The sequence below is a fragment of the Paenibacillus sp. YAE3 genome (assembly GCF_057546105.1).
This window is the reverse complement of record NZ_BAAIYF010000002.1, coordinates 300,410-314,853: the sequence shown is the minus strand read 5'-3', so window position 1 is coordinate 314,853 and position 14,444 is coordinate 300,410. Positions and strand designations below refer to the sequence as shown.

General features: G+C 54.6%; 9 protein-coding genes and 2 pseudogenes. 8 read left to right on the top strand and 3 right to left on the bottom strand.

Annotation, left to right across the window (positions count from 1 at the left end):
* The first annotated feature begins 108 nt into the window (after positions 1-108).
* The 6 genes and pseudogenes from AC27KL_RS04290 to AC27KL_RS04265 all read left to right on the top strand — a co-directional run bounded on the left by AC27KL_RS04290 (position 109) and on the right by AC27KL_RS04265 (position 7,198).
* On the top strand, positions 109-2,430 hold the full coding sequence (locus tag AC27KL_RS04290) for a X2-like carbohydrate binding domain-containing protein (RefSeq protein ID WP_487169140.1): 2,322 nt from the start codon (positions 109-111) through the stop codon (positions 2,428-2,430).
* Between the two features lie 114 nt (positions 2,431-2,544).
* Positions 2,545-3,488: pseudogene (locus tag AC27KL_RS04285) on the top strand (LysR family transcriptional regulator).
* A 4-nt stretch (positions 3,489-3,492) separates the two neighbouring features.
* Entirely contained in the window at positions 3,493-4,995 is a 1,503-nt protein-coding gene (locus AC27KL_RS04280; RefSeq protein WP_339324462.1) for a sensor histidine kinase, read from the top strand.
* Positions 4,970-5,665, top strand: a complete 696-nt coding sequence (locus tag AC27KL_RS04275) for a response regulator transcription factor (RefSeq protein ID WP_340999390.1) — start codon at positions 4,970-4,972, stop codon at positions 5,663-5,665. Before AC27KL_RS04280 ends, AC27KL_RS04275 begins: the two co-directional genes overlap by 26 nt.
* 159 nt (positions 5,666-5,824) lie before the next feature.
* Positions 5,825-6,208 (top strand): annotated as a pseudogene (locus tag AC27KL_RS04270) (S-layer homology domain-containing protein); the annotation flags it as partial.
* Between the two features lie 36 nt (positions 6,209-6,244).
* Entirely contained in the window at positions 6,245-7,198 is a 954-nt protein-coding gene (locus tag AC27KL_RS04265) for a DUF4822 domain-containing protein (RefSeq protein ID WP_487169139.1), read from the top strand.
* 165 nt (positions 7,199-7,363) lie between these two features.
* On the opposite strand, the gene AC27KL_RS04260 is transcribed toward AC27KL_RS04265, so the two are convergent.
* The 3 genes from AC27KL_RS04260 to AC27KL_RS04250 form a co-directional block, all read right to left on the bottom strand.
* The gene (locus AC27KL_RS04260) at positions 7,364-8,170 is read right to left on the bottom strand and encodes a lipase family protein (RefSeq protein WP_487168959.1); all 807 of its coding nucleotides are present in this window, start codon (positions 8,168-8,170) and stop codon (positions 7,364-7,366) included.
* A gap of 264 nt (positions 8,171-8,434) precedes the next feature.
* Positions 8,435-10,165: a sigma-54 interaction domain-containing protein gene (locus AC27KL_RS04255; RefSeq protein WP_487168958.1), complete on the bottom strand. Its 1,731-nt coding sequence runs from the start codon at positions 10,163-10,165 to the stop codon at positions 8,435-8,437.
* A gap of 83 nt (positions 10,166-10,248) precedes the next feature.
* Positions 10,249-11,169 carry a proline dehydrogenase family protein gene (locus tag AC27KL_RS04250; RefSeq protein ID WP_487168957.1) on the bottom strand — a complete coding sequence of 307 codons (921 nt, stop codon included), beginning with the start codon at positions 11,167-11,169 and terminating at the stop codon, positions 10,249-10,251.
* A gap of 219 nt (positions 11,170-11,388) precedes the next feature.
* Here AC27KL_RS04250 and pruA point away from each other — a divergent pair, with 219 nt between their 5' ends.
* Both pruA and rpoN read left to right on the top strand, forming a co-directional pair.
* Positions 11,389-12,936 (top strand): L-glutamate gamma-semialdehyde dehydrogenase, encoded by a 1,548-nt coding sequence (gene pruA, locus AC27KL_RS04245; protein WP_487168956.1) that lies wholly within the window; start codon positions 11,389-11,391, stop codon positions 12,934-12,936.
* 134 nt (positions 12,937-13,070) lie between these two features.
* Entirely contained in the window at positions 13,071-14,384 is a 1,314-nt protein-coding gene (rpoN, locus tag AC27KL_RS04240) for an RNA polymerase factor sigma-54 (protein WP_487168955.1), read from the top strand.
* Positions 14,385-14,444 lie beyond the last annotated feature (60 nt).

Genomic DNA, 14,444 nt, shown 5'->3' with positions numbered 1-14,444 from the left:
TTTCCGGTTAGAATGACCGCTATCGCCCGCCGGGAATGCGCTGTATGATGATGGGGCCCGCTTGGTTCAAGCGGAGATCCCATTTGCGAGGTGATTGGGTTGAGAGCGATGACCGGATTGAAGCTGCTTGCGGCATTGGGCCTGATGTTCTGGGGCAGCGCTTCCTATTCCCCCATGCAGGCCGATGCGGCGCCAGCGAAACAGGATGCCCAAACGCTGCTGTTCGTATCCAAAAACGGAAACGATGCCAACGACGGCACGAAAAACAAACCGTTTGCAACCTTGGAAAAAGCAAGGGACGCCGTTCGGGAGCGGATCCGGGGCGGCAAACTTCCCCCGGGCGGCGTCAAAATCCTCATTCGCGGCGGGGAATACCGGCTCACCCATACGTTTGAGCTGGATGAACGGGATTCGGGAACACCGGAGGCCCCCATAACCTACCAGGCGTTTGAAGGGGAAAAGGTGACGTTCGTCGGCGGGGACACGCTGAGCCCTTCCTTGTTCCGTCCGGTGTCCGATCCGGAAATATTGGCGAAAATCCCGCAAGAGGGGCGGGGCAGCGTCGTCCAAATCGACCTGAAAGCGATCGGCCTGACGGACTACGGCAAGCTTGGCAATCACCTCGCCGTCGCGCCGGAGCTGTTCGCGAGCGGCAATGTCATGACGTTGGCGCGTTGGCCCAATAGCGGTTTTACGACGGTGGATCAGGTGGTCGCCAAAGCGGATGACGCGGCCGGAAAAGGGTACACGTTTACGTATAAAGACGGCATGCCCCATGCTTGGACGGATGTCCGGGACGCCTGGATGCTGGGCTATTGGGGAAACGATTGGGCAACCAACGATTTGGAGATCCAAACGATCGACCAGCGGCAAAAGCGCATCGAAACCTACAAAGGCACCAGCTATGCCATGAAAGCCGGGCAGCGGTTTTATTTTTACAACGTGCTCGAGGAGCTCGACATGCCGGGCGAATGGGTATTGAACAGGGAAACCGGCATGCTGTATGTATTCCCGCCGGCGCCGCTTCAACAAATCAAACTTCAGTTGTCGCTGCTGGAACAGGATATGATCCGGACGGATCGCACGTCCAACGTGGTTTTCAGCGGCTTTACCCTGGAAATCAGCCGGGGAAACGGAATCACCATCCAGGGAGGGGGACATAATCTGATCCGCAACATGACGATCCGCAACATGGGCGGGTACGCGGTTAAAATCGACGGCGGCCGCGGCAACGGCGTGTACGGCTGCAGCATCTACGGCACGGGGAACGGCGGTATCTCCTTAAACGGCGGCGATTCCGGCACGTTGACGCCGGCGGGGAACTATGCCGACAACAACGACATATCCGATTATTCGCGGATCAAACTGACCTACGCTCCCGCGGTCGAAATCAACGGCGTAGGCAACAGGGCGACGCATAACAATATTCACGACGCGCCGCATTTTGCCATCCAGTTCCGGGGGAACGACCATCTTATCGCTTATAACGATATCTACGACGTGGTCAAAGAGACCGCGGACGCCTCCGCGATCTATTCGGGCCGGAGCTTCGTCTGGCGGGGCAATGCCATCAACTACAATTACATCCATGACATCGCGGCCAGCAACCTGCGCGTCTCCACGGCAGGCATTTATTTGGACGATTACATGAGCGGCGTGGAGATGCGCGGCAACGTCTTTTACAACATCGGCAAACAAGCGTTCAAGCTGGCCAACGGACGCGAAAACGTCGTCGAAAACAACCTCGTCATCGATTCCGGCACCGCGGTCGCGTTTATGGCGCGCAACTATAAGCCCGGCGAAAAAAATTACAACTCGCTGATGGGCAAATTCGACCAGGTTCCTTACCGGGGCGTCATTTGGAGCGAGCGTTATCCGACGCTGCCGAACCTATTGAATGACGAGCCGCTGCTCCCCAAACGGAATGTCGTGCGAAACAACATTTTCGTGAATAGCGGCCCGATCATCGGCGATCCTTTGAACATGCAGCTCGGGACGGTCGAAAACAACGTTTCCGTCGGCAAGCTGAGCGACATCGGAACCGTGGATTTGAAACGCAAAACCCTGGAGCTGAATGACGCTGCGGAAGCCTTTGCCGGCTTGACGGCGTTTCAGCCTATTCCGCTTCGGGAAACGGGAGTGCAAATATCCGGACTGCCCCGCGTCCCGGCCAGATTGTCCGCCCGCATCGTCGAGCATCCAAAAAACGGAGATGCAGCGTCGATCGGCATGGATTTAAACGGCAACCGGCTGGTGGCGATCCAAGACATTCGAGGCCCGTTGAAGGAAGGGACCGATTACATCGTCCGGGATGCCGCGGTCGTCCTGCAAAAGGCGTATCTTTCGACGCTTCCCGACGGTCCGCAGGCGCTGGCTTTTTCCTTTAGCGGAGGAAGCGACGCGTTTGTGACGGTGCTTGTCAAACCTTGAGCCCTGCGGCGGCTTGGTTTGATTGCTTTTCTGGCCCTCTGGACAGGGGGCCTTCATGGCTTTTTGGTTACCGCCGAACCTGTAAAAGCACGGCCGCGGATCTTTTTTTGATTGATGTACATGATCGTTTTGCATATGATCATAAGTACTACGAATGAAAGTGAGTGGACCCGTTTGGAAATTCGCCAACTTCATTATTTTATGGCGGTCTGCGAGGAGATGCATTTTACGAAGGCTGCGGAAAAGATCGGGGTCTCCCAGCCGACGCTGAGCCAGCAGATCCGGGCCCTTGAGGACGAGCTGCATATGCCGCTGTTTGACCGGATCGGCAAAAAAATTTCGCTGACCGAGGCGGGGGAGCTGCTGCTGCGCAATGCGGAGGCGATCATGGATACGCTGCAAAACGTCAAGGATTCGATCGCCGATTTGCGCCAAGTCCACGGCGGGAAGATCAGGGTCGGGATTATGCCGTCCGACCTGGATTACCGGATCACGCAGCTTGTCGTCGATTTTCATCGCGATTTTCCGCAAGTGAAGCTGATGGTGATCGCGTCGATCGACATTTTGCGGCAGGTCCTTGAAAGCGAAGTCGATATCGGGGTCGGCACGAACGTCCCGGAAACGGACCGGATTGTCTCGATCCGCTATGCACCGAGGAGTACGTACTGACCGTATCGGCGAATCATCCGCTCGCCGCGCGGACAACCATCGATATACATGAACTCCGGGACGTGCCGATGATCATATATCCCGAAGGTTTTATGGGCCGGGAGTTGGTGGAGGAAGCGGTGCGGCGCCATGGTTTCCGGCTGCATTCCATTTTGGAAACAAGCTCGGCCACCTCGATCATCAACCTGGTCAGGGAGGGGCTCGGCGCCACCGTGCAGCCGTACCCGCTCATCCGACAAGTGAATGATCCGACCCTTCGCACGATAAGCATCGAGGGCGGGGCGCCATGCCGCAGCCTGTCCATCATTTACCGCTCCGACCGATATTTAAGCCAAGCCGCCAAGGCTTTTATGGAACGCATCCAAAACTATTTCCAACCACGGAGGTGAAAGCGTGTCGATCCGGATCAAATTGCTTCTCTCTTATACTGGCATGCTTGTCGTCAGCCTGCTGGTGTTCGTCCTGACCGCCGGCCTGTTTACCATCGCGGCAACGGGCGATATTCACAGCTTGAGGGATTTTTACAAGGTGCATTATCAACTGAACCCTCTCACGGAGCAGGAGGAATCGATTTTTCTGGAATTGAAATACATGGCGAAAAACGATCCGGACGGACTGCTGGACATCAATCTGCTGAAGGACTATGATTTTAAGCTTAAAACCGTTAGAGCAGGACTATACGTGCGCAAGGAAGACAGCCAGGTATTCGAATCGGGTACGTTTAACCAGCCCGCACTCCATCGCCATCTGCCCCCTTACGATTTGAATAATTACCGAATCCGCAATACGTTTAACATCGGGGAACGTTTTTACGCCTACGCGAAATACGATTTCCGCTTTGCGGACGGAGCCAAGGGCAGCGTGTTCGTCATCCGCGAACGGAGTCCGTTCGGCGAAGTGACGCGCAGGCTCCTCCCGATTTTGATCGTGGCGCTGATCGGCGTGATCGTGGTTGCGAATTTGCTGTTATACCGCTGGATCACCCGCAGCGTCGTCAGGCCGCTGGACAAGCTGCGCCACTCGGCGGAACGCATCCAGGAGGGGAACCTGCAGTTTTCGCTCGATTTGCGCTCCAAGGACGAAATCGGACAATTGAACGAAGCTTTTGAAAATATGCGGAAAAGGCTTCAGGAATCGGTCCGGCTGAGGCTGCAGGACGAAGAGAACCGCAAAGAGCTGATTTCCAACATCTCGCATGATTTGCGCACGCCCATCACGAACATCAAAGGCTACATTGAGGGCATTCGCGACGGGGTTGCGGATACCCCGGAAAAAATGGACAAATACGTCAACATCATTTATAACAAAGCCGTCGATTTGGACAGGCTCGTCGACGAGCTGTTTCTGTACTCCAAGCTGGATTTAAACCAGGTTCCCTTCACCTTCGATAGGGTGGACATCGTGCGTTTTTTGGATGACTGCATCGACGAGCTGCATTATGCGATGGAGGAGAAAGGCATTGCGCTGCAATGGAACGAACGGCCGAATCACGGCATTCCGGTGATGGCGGATCTTGAAAAATTGAAGCGCACCGTGCTTAATATCATCGGCAACGCCCAGCATTTTATGGACAAGCCGGAAAAACGCATTGCCGTTTCCGTGCAAGCTTCCGCCGAGCGGGTTACCGTCGAAATCCGGGATAACGGCATGGGAATTTCCGCAGAGGACATGCCGCATATTTTCGATCGTTTTTACCGGGCGGAACGATCGCGCAATTCCGCGAAGGGCGGCAGCGGACTGGGGCTGGCGATCGCGAGGCAGATCATCGAAGGGCACGGGGGGCGGATATGGGCGGAAAGCGAACCAGGAGAAGGTACAAGCCTGTTTTTCACCTTGAAACGGACATTGGAAGAAGGGGGCTTGGTGAGCCATGACGGCACGCATTCTCATCATTGAAGACGAGGTGACGATCGCCCAGCTGGAGCGGGATTATTTCGAGCTGAACGGGTATACCGTCGATTTATGCCATACGGGCGACGAGGGGTTACGGCTTGCCCTAAGCGGCGAATATAATCTCGTTATCGTCGATCTGCAGCTTCCCGGCGCGAACGGCTTCGAATTATGCCATCAAATCAGGCAGCGCAAAGAGGTGCCGATTCTGATCGTTTCCGCCAAAAACGAGGAGATCGACAAAATCCGGGCGTTTAACCTCGGCGCCGACGACTATGTCACGAAACCGTTCAGTCCTAGCGAGCTGGTGGCGAGAGCCAAAGCGCATCTGACGAGGTACGAGCGGCTTCTCGGCAAACGGCCTCCCGCGCAAAAAAACGAAATTCATATCCGTGGGCTCGTGATCGACCAAGCCGCGCGGCGAGTGTTCGTACGCAGCCGTGAGGTGGCGATCACGACCCGCGAATTCGACCTGCTGGAGTTTCTGGCGAATCATCCGAACCGCGTCTTCAGCAAACAAGAGTTGTTCGAACGGATCTGGGGGCTAGATTCGAACGGGGATATCGCGACCGTGACGGTGCATGTCCGCAAGCTGCGGGAAAAAATCGAAGCCGATCCGTCCAACCCGCAATATATCGAAACGGTTTGGGGCGCGGGATACCGTTTTTCGGTGTAGTAGCGCAGTTTCACGATTTTTCAAAATCCTCGTTTAGAAAATTTTAATATTTTGTTTCGAAAACGTTAATCCCCGGTTTCTTGGGATTTTAGGTGTCTCCTTTATGATATACGTATACACCAAACAACGATTCTTGTTGATTCAAAGGAGGACAACCGAATGAATAAATATTCCACGAAATGGGCGGCGGTCATGCTGGCGGCTGCGCTGGGAACCGCCGCGTTTCCGTTCAACACGCCGAATGCCGAGGCTGCTTCTGTAAAACTGTCCGCGGAAGAGATACAACAAGCCGTAAACGGGCTGGCCAAACTTCATGCCATGCAAGGTTATGAGGACGGCTCCATGGGGATTGAAAAGCCGATTACCCGGGCGGAGCTGGCAAAAATGGTCGTGGAGACGTTCGGGCTTCAAGGCAAAGCCGAATCGCCGGCAAGCTTCGCGGATGCAAGCCCCGGCCCTTGGTTTTATGATTACGCCGCCGAACTTGTCGGACAAAACATCATGCAGGCGAAAGACGGCCGTTTTGATCCGCGGGGCGCGGTAACGGGCGACGAATTGGTGCAAATCGTATCCAAAGCGCTGAATCGCGATTTGGATACCGTGACCTCCTGGGCGGAACGCTTCTATGCAAAGGGAAGCCATGCCACGCGCGGTCAGGCGGCTTATCTGCTGAATCTGGCGCATGAAGCCAGTCTTTCGCCGAACGCGAAGCTCACGAAAGGTCAGGAATTGGCTAACATCCTTAGCAGCACCCATTGGCAGGGGACGAGGGTATACGACAAAAACCATAACGACCTGACGAAAGAAAATGCAAACTTCATCGGTCTGGCGAAATACGATGCGAAGTCCGGAAGATATGAATTTTTCGATGCCAAAACAGGCGCAAGCCGCGGCGATCAAGGCACCTTTTTTGTGACGAACGACGGGAAAAAGAGAATATTGATTTCGGAATCCATGAACTACCAGGCCGTCGTTGACATCACGGAGCTGAACCAGGACATCTTCACGTATAAAAGATGGGGCAAAGACGCGCAGGGCAACGATGTGGAGGTATACGTCGAGCATATCCCTTACCAAGGGAAAAAGCTTGAATTTACAAGCCCTGACAAAGCGTTGAATTCGACTACCGGCGATATCGTCAAAGACGTTGACGGGGATCGCATTTTAGGCGGCACGCTTTGGAACGGAACGAAGGTATGGGACGAAAACGGCAACGATGTCACCGCGTTTAATTCCAATTTTATAAGCCTGGCGAAATTCGACGACAAAACGAATCAATATGAGTTCTTCAACCTGAAAACAGGCGCAAGCCGCGGCGATTACGGCTACTTCGACATTGCGCATGAAAATAAAATCAGAGCCCATGTTTCCATCGGTACCAATAAGTACGGCGCCGTTCTGGAGCTTACGGAGCTGAACCCCGATAAATTTACGTATAAAAGAACGGGCAAAGACAAAGACGGCAAAGACATCGCCGTATTCGTCGAACATGAGCCGTATCAAGGCAGCTTGAATCCGAAATTCACGTTCTAAGGCGTTGAATCTAGGGAAGTGAAGCCAAAAGGAGCTGTCCCGTACGGCAAGTGTGGATTGTAGACAGCCCGATCCGGTTGAAATAAGCGGAAATGAAAAAAGGCGGCATCAGGGAAGGGTCCCTGGGCCGTCTTTTTAAGTACGCTCGCCCAGCCTAGGCGGGATTTACTCAGCCGGTTGCGGCTCGGCCGCGACCGGGCAAAAGCCGGGATTTGCCAAGCACATCAACTCTGCGAACTGCGGCTGAAGTTTGGCTAGTTCCGTGAAATAGCTGCTGATGACGTGGTTTCCGCCGATCGATCCGTTTTGGAATGTTAAAGGCGAAGAAGCGGGAACATGGCTGTAATAATATTTTTTCTCCCGCTTAGGCAGTTTGTAGACGGGCGGCGGGGCGTGGGTGACGACGTCAAACAGGTTGCAGGCCCGCCAGCTGTTGCGAACGTACTTCGGGAATACTTTTGCGAACGCCGGATCGCCGACCCGAGGAGACCCGTAAGTAAACAGGATCGGGGAGGCGAAGCAGGTGTTGGCCGCCACGTCGATTGCGCACAACGTCGCAAGCGCCGCGCCCAGGCTGTGACCGGTAATGTACAGCGTTTTGTCCGGCGACATGCCGGAGAGCGCGGAGATCACCCGGCTGCGTGCCGAGGCGTAAATGCTTGTAAACCCGCGGTGCGTGAGGCAGGGTTCCTTTACGTATTTGAAGTTTTTTTGCGAAGCGATGATGTCCGAAATCCAATTGCCCGCTGAACTGGTTCCGCGGAAAGCGATGATGATTTCCTTCGGAGCATCAAGGATGAAGCCAAAACGTTCCCACACCCCTGTAATGGATTTGGCCTCGATCACGTCCGCGACCGAATAGTTCGCCGGGACAACAAACAAGCCGTCCGGGTTGTTAAATTGCGCATACGTCTGTCCGCATACCGCCGCGAGAAAAATAGCCCGCTTTTCTTGATCCGGTTTTACGCTCAACACACCGATCCCGCCTTTCCCTTCCATACTATTAGGAATGAGGGGGAGAGGTGCCTATGGCAAGGAGGATCAGCGGCCGCGAGATCAGCCGGCGTTTTTTGCCGCATCATTGCAAGTTCGGTTTGTGATACCCCGCGGACATATTAAGCATGCGGAACGGCCATTGCATCATTGAAGGCATTTTCTCGCATGGCGGGATGATTGCGTCTAAAATTTTAGACATTCAAAGTTTGACTGTCTAAGAAAGCAAACAAATGCCATCGTTTACAATTGAAGCCGTTTCAGTTTGTTGTACAACGTTGCCCTCGATATGCCAAGCTGCTTCGCGACTGCAAGCTTATTGCCGCCGGCTGCCTCGAGCAGCTGCTGCAGCAGGTTTCGTTCGTAATCATCGAGCCTTGCCTGGTATAGGGAGCCGTTGATTTCTTCCCCGGTTACAAGCGAATCGGGTCCCGGGTCGGCATTCGTATCCCCCGCATAAATGTTGGCCGGCAAATATTCGCGTTTCACCTCGCCGTCCGTCGAGAAAATGACGAGCCGTTCAATCGTGTTTCGAAGTTCGCGGATATTGCCCGGCCAATCGTATTGCAGCAAATCTTCGAGCACGTCCGGCGGGATGGTATGGATATGGCGGCCGTACACGATGGAAAATTCGTGCAAAAACGACTGCGTCAGCTCATAAATATCCTCCTTGCGTCGGCGCAGGGGAGGGATATCCAGGGAGACGACGTTCAGCCTGTAAAACAGATCCTCGCGGAAGGAGCCTTCGGCGATCATCTGTTTCAAATCGCGGTTCGTGGCCGCGACGATTCGGCAATCGGCATGCTTCAGTTTCGTGCCGCCTACCGCAAAATAATTTTTTTCCTGAAGCACCCTAAGCATTTTGACCTGCATATCAAGCGGCATTTCCCCGATTTCATCGAGAAACAGCGTGCCGCCGCTAGCCAGTTCGATTTTTCCTTTTTTTCCTTTCGGGTCGGCCCCCGAAAACGCGCCCTTTTCATATCCGAACAACTCGCTCTCGAACAATGCGGCCGGGATGGCCCCGCAATTGATGGCGATGAACGGGGCGTTCGGCGCTTCGCGGCAGCGATGGATCGCCTGGGCGAACAATTCCTTCCCCGTGCCGCTTTCCCCCTGGATCAGAACCGTCGCTTTGGTCGTGCTGATCTTCCGGATCGCGTCGATGCTTTTTTTGATCGCCGGGCTGGTTCCTTTGATAGGCTGGAACGGATCGCTGGAAGGGTTCAGCAACGCGACTTCCTTTTGAAGGTGATGGACTTTGCTTGTCATATGCAGCAATTCCTGGTGAAGTTTCATCTGCGTGGTCAGGTCGGATTCGGCGGCGACCGCTCCGACGATCCGGCCATCCAGCATCACGGGGGCCGAGTTAATGAGAACGAACATGTCCGGTCTGGGCCGATGCAGTTTTTTCTGGACCGATTCGCCGGTTTCCAGCGTTTTCAGCGATTGCAGCCGATCGACGGGAAAAAAATCCGAAGCGGGTTTGCCGATGATTTCGTTTTTTTGTATGGAAAAAATATGCTCCGCGCCGGTCGTCCAGCCGGCCACGCGGCCTTCATCGTCAATGAGCGTGATGGCGACGTCCGGGTTAAGCGCTTCCAAGGTGGTCGAAAAATAAGCCTCCAGATGCCGATGGGCTTCGACGACAGCCTCGATGACATCGCTGGCGGCGACATAACCCGCCGGTTCGCCGTCCTGCAGCACGATCGCCAACGAACAGGAACAAAAAGCGGAAGAAATATTCAAGAATGATTCCTCTGCTTGAATCGTCCTTACATCCATGATTCGAAGCCGGCCGTCCGCTTCCGTCGACGGGGCCAACAAGCCGTATGGACCGGATGGCTGCTTCACGAAAACCGGGAAATCCTCCGCGCCCGGGCGGCCCTTCTGATACAGCTCCAGGTCGTCCGGCCCGATGATATGGAATGTCGTACGGATTAAACGTTCCAGACTGGGCAATACGTGTTTCATTTTGCTGCCCCCTATGCAGGTGATGTTCTATCGTTAGGGCCATTATACCCAGCCTGTTTTTCGGTGTAAATCATCTTTCCGTTTCACTTAAACATGTTTTTGAGCACCATCCACAAATTCGCCGGTTTTTCCGCCAGCCGTCTGGTGTAGTAGGGATACCACATGGTTCCGTACGGCATGTAGCAGCGGATGCGGTAGCCTTCCTTGGCCAACCGTTCCTGCTCGCTCATCCGGAGGCCGTAAAGCATTTGGAATTCAAAGGCATCCTTCGGGATGCCGATCGCGCGGGCATAATCCTTGACCCATGAAATGATGCGGTCGTCATGCGAGGCAATGGCGGTGTAAATGCCTTTGTCCAAATGCATGCGGATGATTTTTTTGTAGTTGTCGATTACTTCGCTCATTTGCTGGAAAGCGACCGTTCCCGGTTCTTTGTAGGCGCCTTTGACCAAGCGGAGATTGACGCCCGCCTCGATGAGCCGTTTGACGTCGTTTTCGGTACGGTGCAAATACGCTTGGATGACGGTGCCGACGTTGGTCAGCCCTTCCTTATGGAGGCGCAAAACGATATCGATCGTCGCTTGGGTGAAAGGCGAGTCCTCCATATCGATCCTGACGAAATTTCCGTGTTTTTGGGCTCGGCTGACGACCGCCCGTATATTGCCGTAGCATGCTTCCGGATCCAGCGCCAGCCCCATTTGGGTCGGCTTCAAGGAGACGTTGGAGTTCACTTTCCTTTCGGCGATGCCGTCAACCAGCCTGAGATATTCCTCTTTGTAGCCGGCAGCTTCCGATAAAGCCTGGATGCCCTCGCCCAAATGGTCCAGCGTCACCATGATCCCTTTGCGGTTCAAAACTTCGATTTCGTCCAGCGCTTCGCTCAGCGTATCTCCCGCGATGAATTTGCTCGCCAATTTCCTTCCATATTTAAGGGACAGCTTCTCGACCAGCTTGTTGCCGGCGATCGAGAGCAGCACCTTTCGGTATAGTTCGGTAGCGTCCATGGATCTTTCCCCTTTCGAATATATCGCTAAACGTTCTTTAACGATGATCCAAGCAAAAGGCATGCCAAAAAAAGCGTGTAATGCAGGCCGCTCTTCCTGTTTTTGCTTGGTTGCCGTCCGCACGCGCACCGGGAAGGTGGTTTGGCACGGATTTTGCTTGCATACCGTTGTAGAAGCAGGATGAACTATCGAAACCGAAAAGAGAGGATGGTACGATTTATGAGATCCGAATTCAAAAACGAGGTTTTTGTCAATTTCCAAGAAAAAAGCAACAACGAGGCATACGATGCCGCGCTGAAAAAGGCGGAAGCGGAACTGGGGAAGGCGTATCCCGTCGTCATCGGCGGCGAAAAAATCATGACCGACCGCAAAATCGCTTCGATCAATCCGGCCAATAAGAAGCAGATCATCGGCAGCGTCTCGCAAGCCGACATTCCGCTCGCGGAGAAGGCGATTCAAACGGCGGCGGCGACGTTCGAAACTTGGAAGCGTACCGATCCGAACGAACGCGCGCGGTATTTGTTCCGGGCCGCCGCGATCTTGCGCCGGCGCCGCCACGAGTTTTCCGCCTTGATGACCTTGGAGGCCGGTAAAACAAGGGTGGAAGCCGACGTCGAAACGGCCGAAGCAATCGATTTCCTTGAATTTTACGGACGGGAAATGCAGCGTCTCAGCTTGCCGCAGCCGTTGACGGTTAGCGAAGAGGAAGAAAACGAGCTTTATTACCTGCCCCTCGGCGTCGGCGTCGTCATTCCTCCGTGGAACTTCCCGCTTGCGATTATGGCCGGCATGACCACGGCTGCGCTGGTCGCCGGCAACACGGTCGTTCTCAAGCCGGCCAGCACGACGCCGGTCATCGCGGCGAAATTCGTAGCTTTGCTCGAAGAAGTGGGCTTGCCGCCGGGGGTCGTCAATTATTTGCCGGGACCGGGCGGGGAGGTCGGCGATTACCTCGTGGATCATCCGCTTACCCGGTTCATCAGCTTCACGGGCTCGCGGGATGTCGGACTGCGAATCAACGAACGGGCAGCCAAAACGCAGCCGGGGCAAAAATGGATCAAACGCGTCGTTGCCGAAATGGGCGGAAAAGATGCCATCATCGTCGACAAAGAAGCCGACCTTGAGCTTGCAGCCGATGCGATCACCGCTTCCGCCTTCGGTTTCTCCGGGCAAAAATGCTCGGCCTGCTCGCGCGTCATCGTTCATGAGGATGTGTACGACATCGTCCTGGACAAAGTCGTCGAGCGCGCAAGCAAGCTGATCATGGCCAACCCGGCCGAAGTGTCCGCGAACCTCGGGCCGGTGATCGACGAGAAGGCGTATGCCAAAATACAGGAATACATCGAAATCGGCAAACAGGAAGGGCGCCTGGTGTTAGGCGGCGGCACGGGATCTCCCGACGGATTTTTTATCGAGCCGACCATTTTTGCGGACGTGGATCCGGAGGCACGCATTTCGCAGGAGGAAATTTTCGGTCCCGTCGTTGCGTTCACGAAAGCCAAATCGTTCGACGAAGCGCTGGAGTTCGCGAACAATACCGTGTACGGATTGACCGGAGCCGTCATTTCGCGTAACGGGGCCCATTTGGAAAAAGCGAGACGCGAGTTTTTCGTAGGCAACCTCTACTTTAACCGCAAATGTACGGGAGCGCTCGTCGGTACGCATCCTTTCGGCGGGTTCAACATGTCGGGAACCGATTCGAAAGCCGGGGGCAGGGATTATTTGCTACTGTTTACGCAAGCGAAGCTGGTTTCCGATCGATTCTAAAATTTTAGACAGTGGCAGCGGTAGCCTTTTTGCATAAGGTTAAGTAGAATCAATTTCATAGTACCGTTATTGAGTATTGTAAAAAGCACCTTCATTCTTGAGATAGAACGACCTGCGCGGAAGGGGAGAGGACGTTGTTAGGCTACCAACTGGCGCAAGACCAACGCTTGAAGCTGGCGGTCACTCCTGAACTGAAGCAATCCATCCATATTTTATCGTTGTCCGCCGATGAGCTGCTGCAATATTTGCAGGAACAGGCGACGGAAAATCCGGTGCTGGAGTTTGAGTTTTCCCGAAGCCGGGAGGCGTTCGGAAAAAGGACCGGAACCGGAAAAGGCGGGGCGATGACGCCCGATCCGCTTTGGTGCGCCGCCGCCAAGCAGGATACGATGGAAGAAAAACTGCTGAGCCAGCTTCGGCTGCTTTCGCTCCCTTCCGACGTGTTTAAAGCGGCTGCCTATTTGGCCGGCAATTTGAACGAAAACGGGTATTTGGACGTTCCGCTAACCGAAATCGCCGGGAACTTAAAGGTTGCTGAAACGGTGGTCGGGATGGCGCTGGAAAAGCTGCAATCCTTGGAACCGGCGGGAATCGGCTGCAGGGATCTGCGGGAATGTCTGATCCTCCAGATCGTCCGCGATCCGCAATCCGTGCCGTATGCCTTCGAGATCGCCGACGGGTATTTGTCCGATGCAGCCGGCGGCAATCTTGGCCGGATTGCTTCGGCACTTCGGATTCCGAAGGAGCAGGCGGTCCGCGCGCTGCAATACATCCGGACGTTGAATCCGCGCCCGGGGCTGGCTTTGGCGGCTTTCGAGCCGCAGTATGTCGTCCCGGACATGATCGTCGAACGTTATGCGGACTCCTTTTCGGTCACGCTGCATGCGATGAGTCGTCCCAAACTTTCCATAAGCGAAGAATATCGGAAATGGGCGGAAACCCGCCCATCGGCCGCGGCTTTTTCCTACGTAAAAGACTGCTTCAGGTCGGCCGAATGGCTCATGCGATGCGTGGAGATGCGGAAGACGACCTTGCTGAAAGTGGCATATGCCATGATGGAGGAACAGAAGGCATTTCTCGACGAAGGGATCAAAGGCATCCGGCCGATGACGTTAAGCACGATTTCAGGCAAGCTGGATATGCACGAGTCGACGGTGAGCCGCGCGATTCGCGGAAAGTATGCGCTTACGCCGCACGGCGTGTTTCCGCTGAAGTATTTTTTTGCCGCCGGGGTTGCGACTTCAAACGGGGGATCGGCTTCATCCAGGATGGTGAAAGCAAGGATCAAGGAACTCATCGCTTCCGAAGATAAACATCGCCCGTTATCCGACCAGAACATCGCCGACGCGCTTTTTTCGGAAGGGATCCGGCTATCGCGCAGAGCGGTCACCAAATACCGGGAAGAATTAAACATTGCATCCTCGCCGGGCCGGAAAAACAAAATCTAAAAAATAGGCCGTTCCCGAAAACGCGGCTTCCGGGAGCGGCCTATTTTTGTCCCGCATGAA

What these genes read in the sequence shown, in the direction of transcription:
- AC27KL_RS04250 (WP_487168957.1), bottom strand. Translation starts at nt 11,169, where the DNA reads ATGGACGCTACCGAACTATACCGAAAGGTGCTGCTCTCGATCGCCGGC.
- AC27KL_RS04255 (WP_487168958.1), bottom strand. Translation starts at nt 10,165, where the DNA reads ATGAAACACGTATTGCCCAGTCTGGAACGTTTAATCCGTACGACATTC.
- AC27KL_RS04275 (WP_340999390.1), top strand. Translation starts at nt 4,970, where the DNA reads ATGACGGCACGCATTCTCATCATTGAAGACGAGGTGACGATCGCCCAG.
- AC27KL_RS04290 (WP_487169140.1), top strand. Translation starts at nt 109, where the DNA reads ATGACCGGATTGAAGCTGCTTGCGGCATTGGGCCTGATGTTCTGGGGC.
- pruA (WP_487168956.1), top strand. Translation starts at nt 11,389, where the DNA reads ATGAGATCCGAATTCAAAAACGAGGTTTTTGTCAATTTCCAAGAAAAA.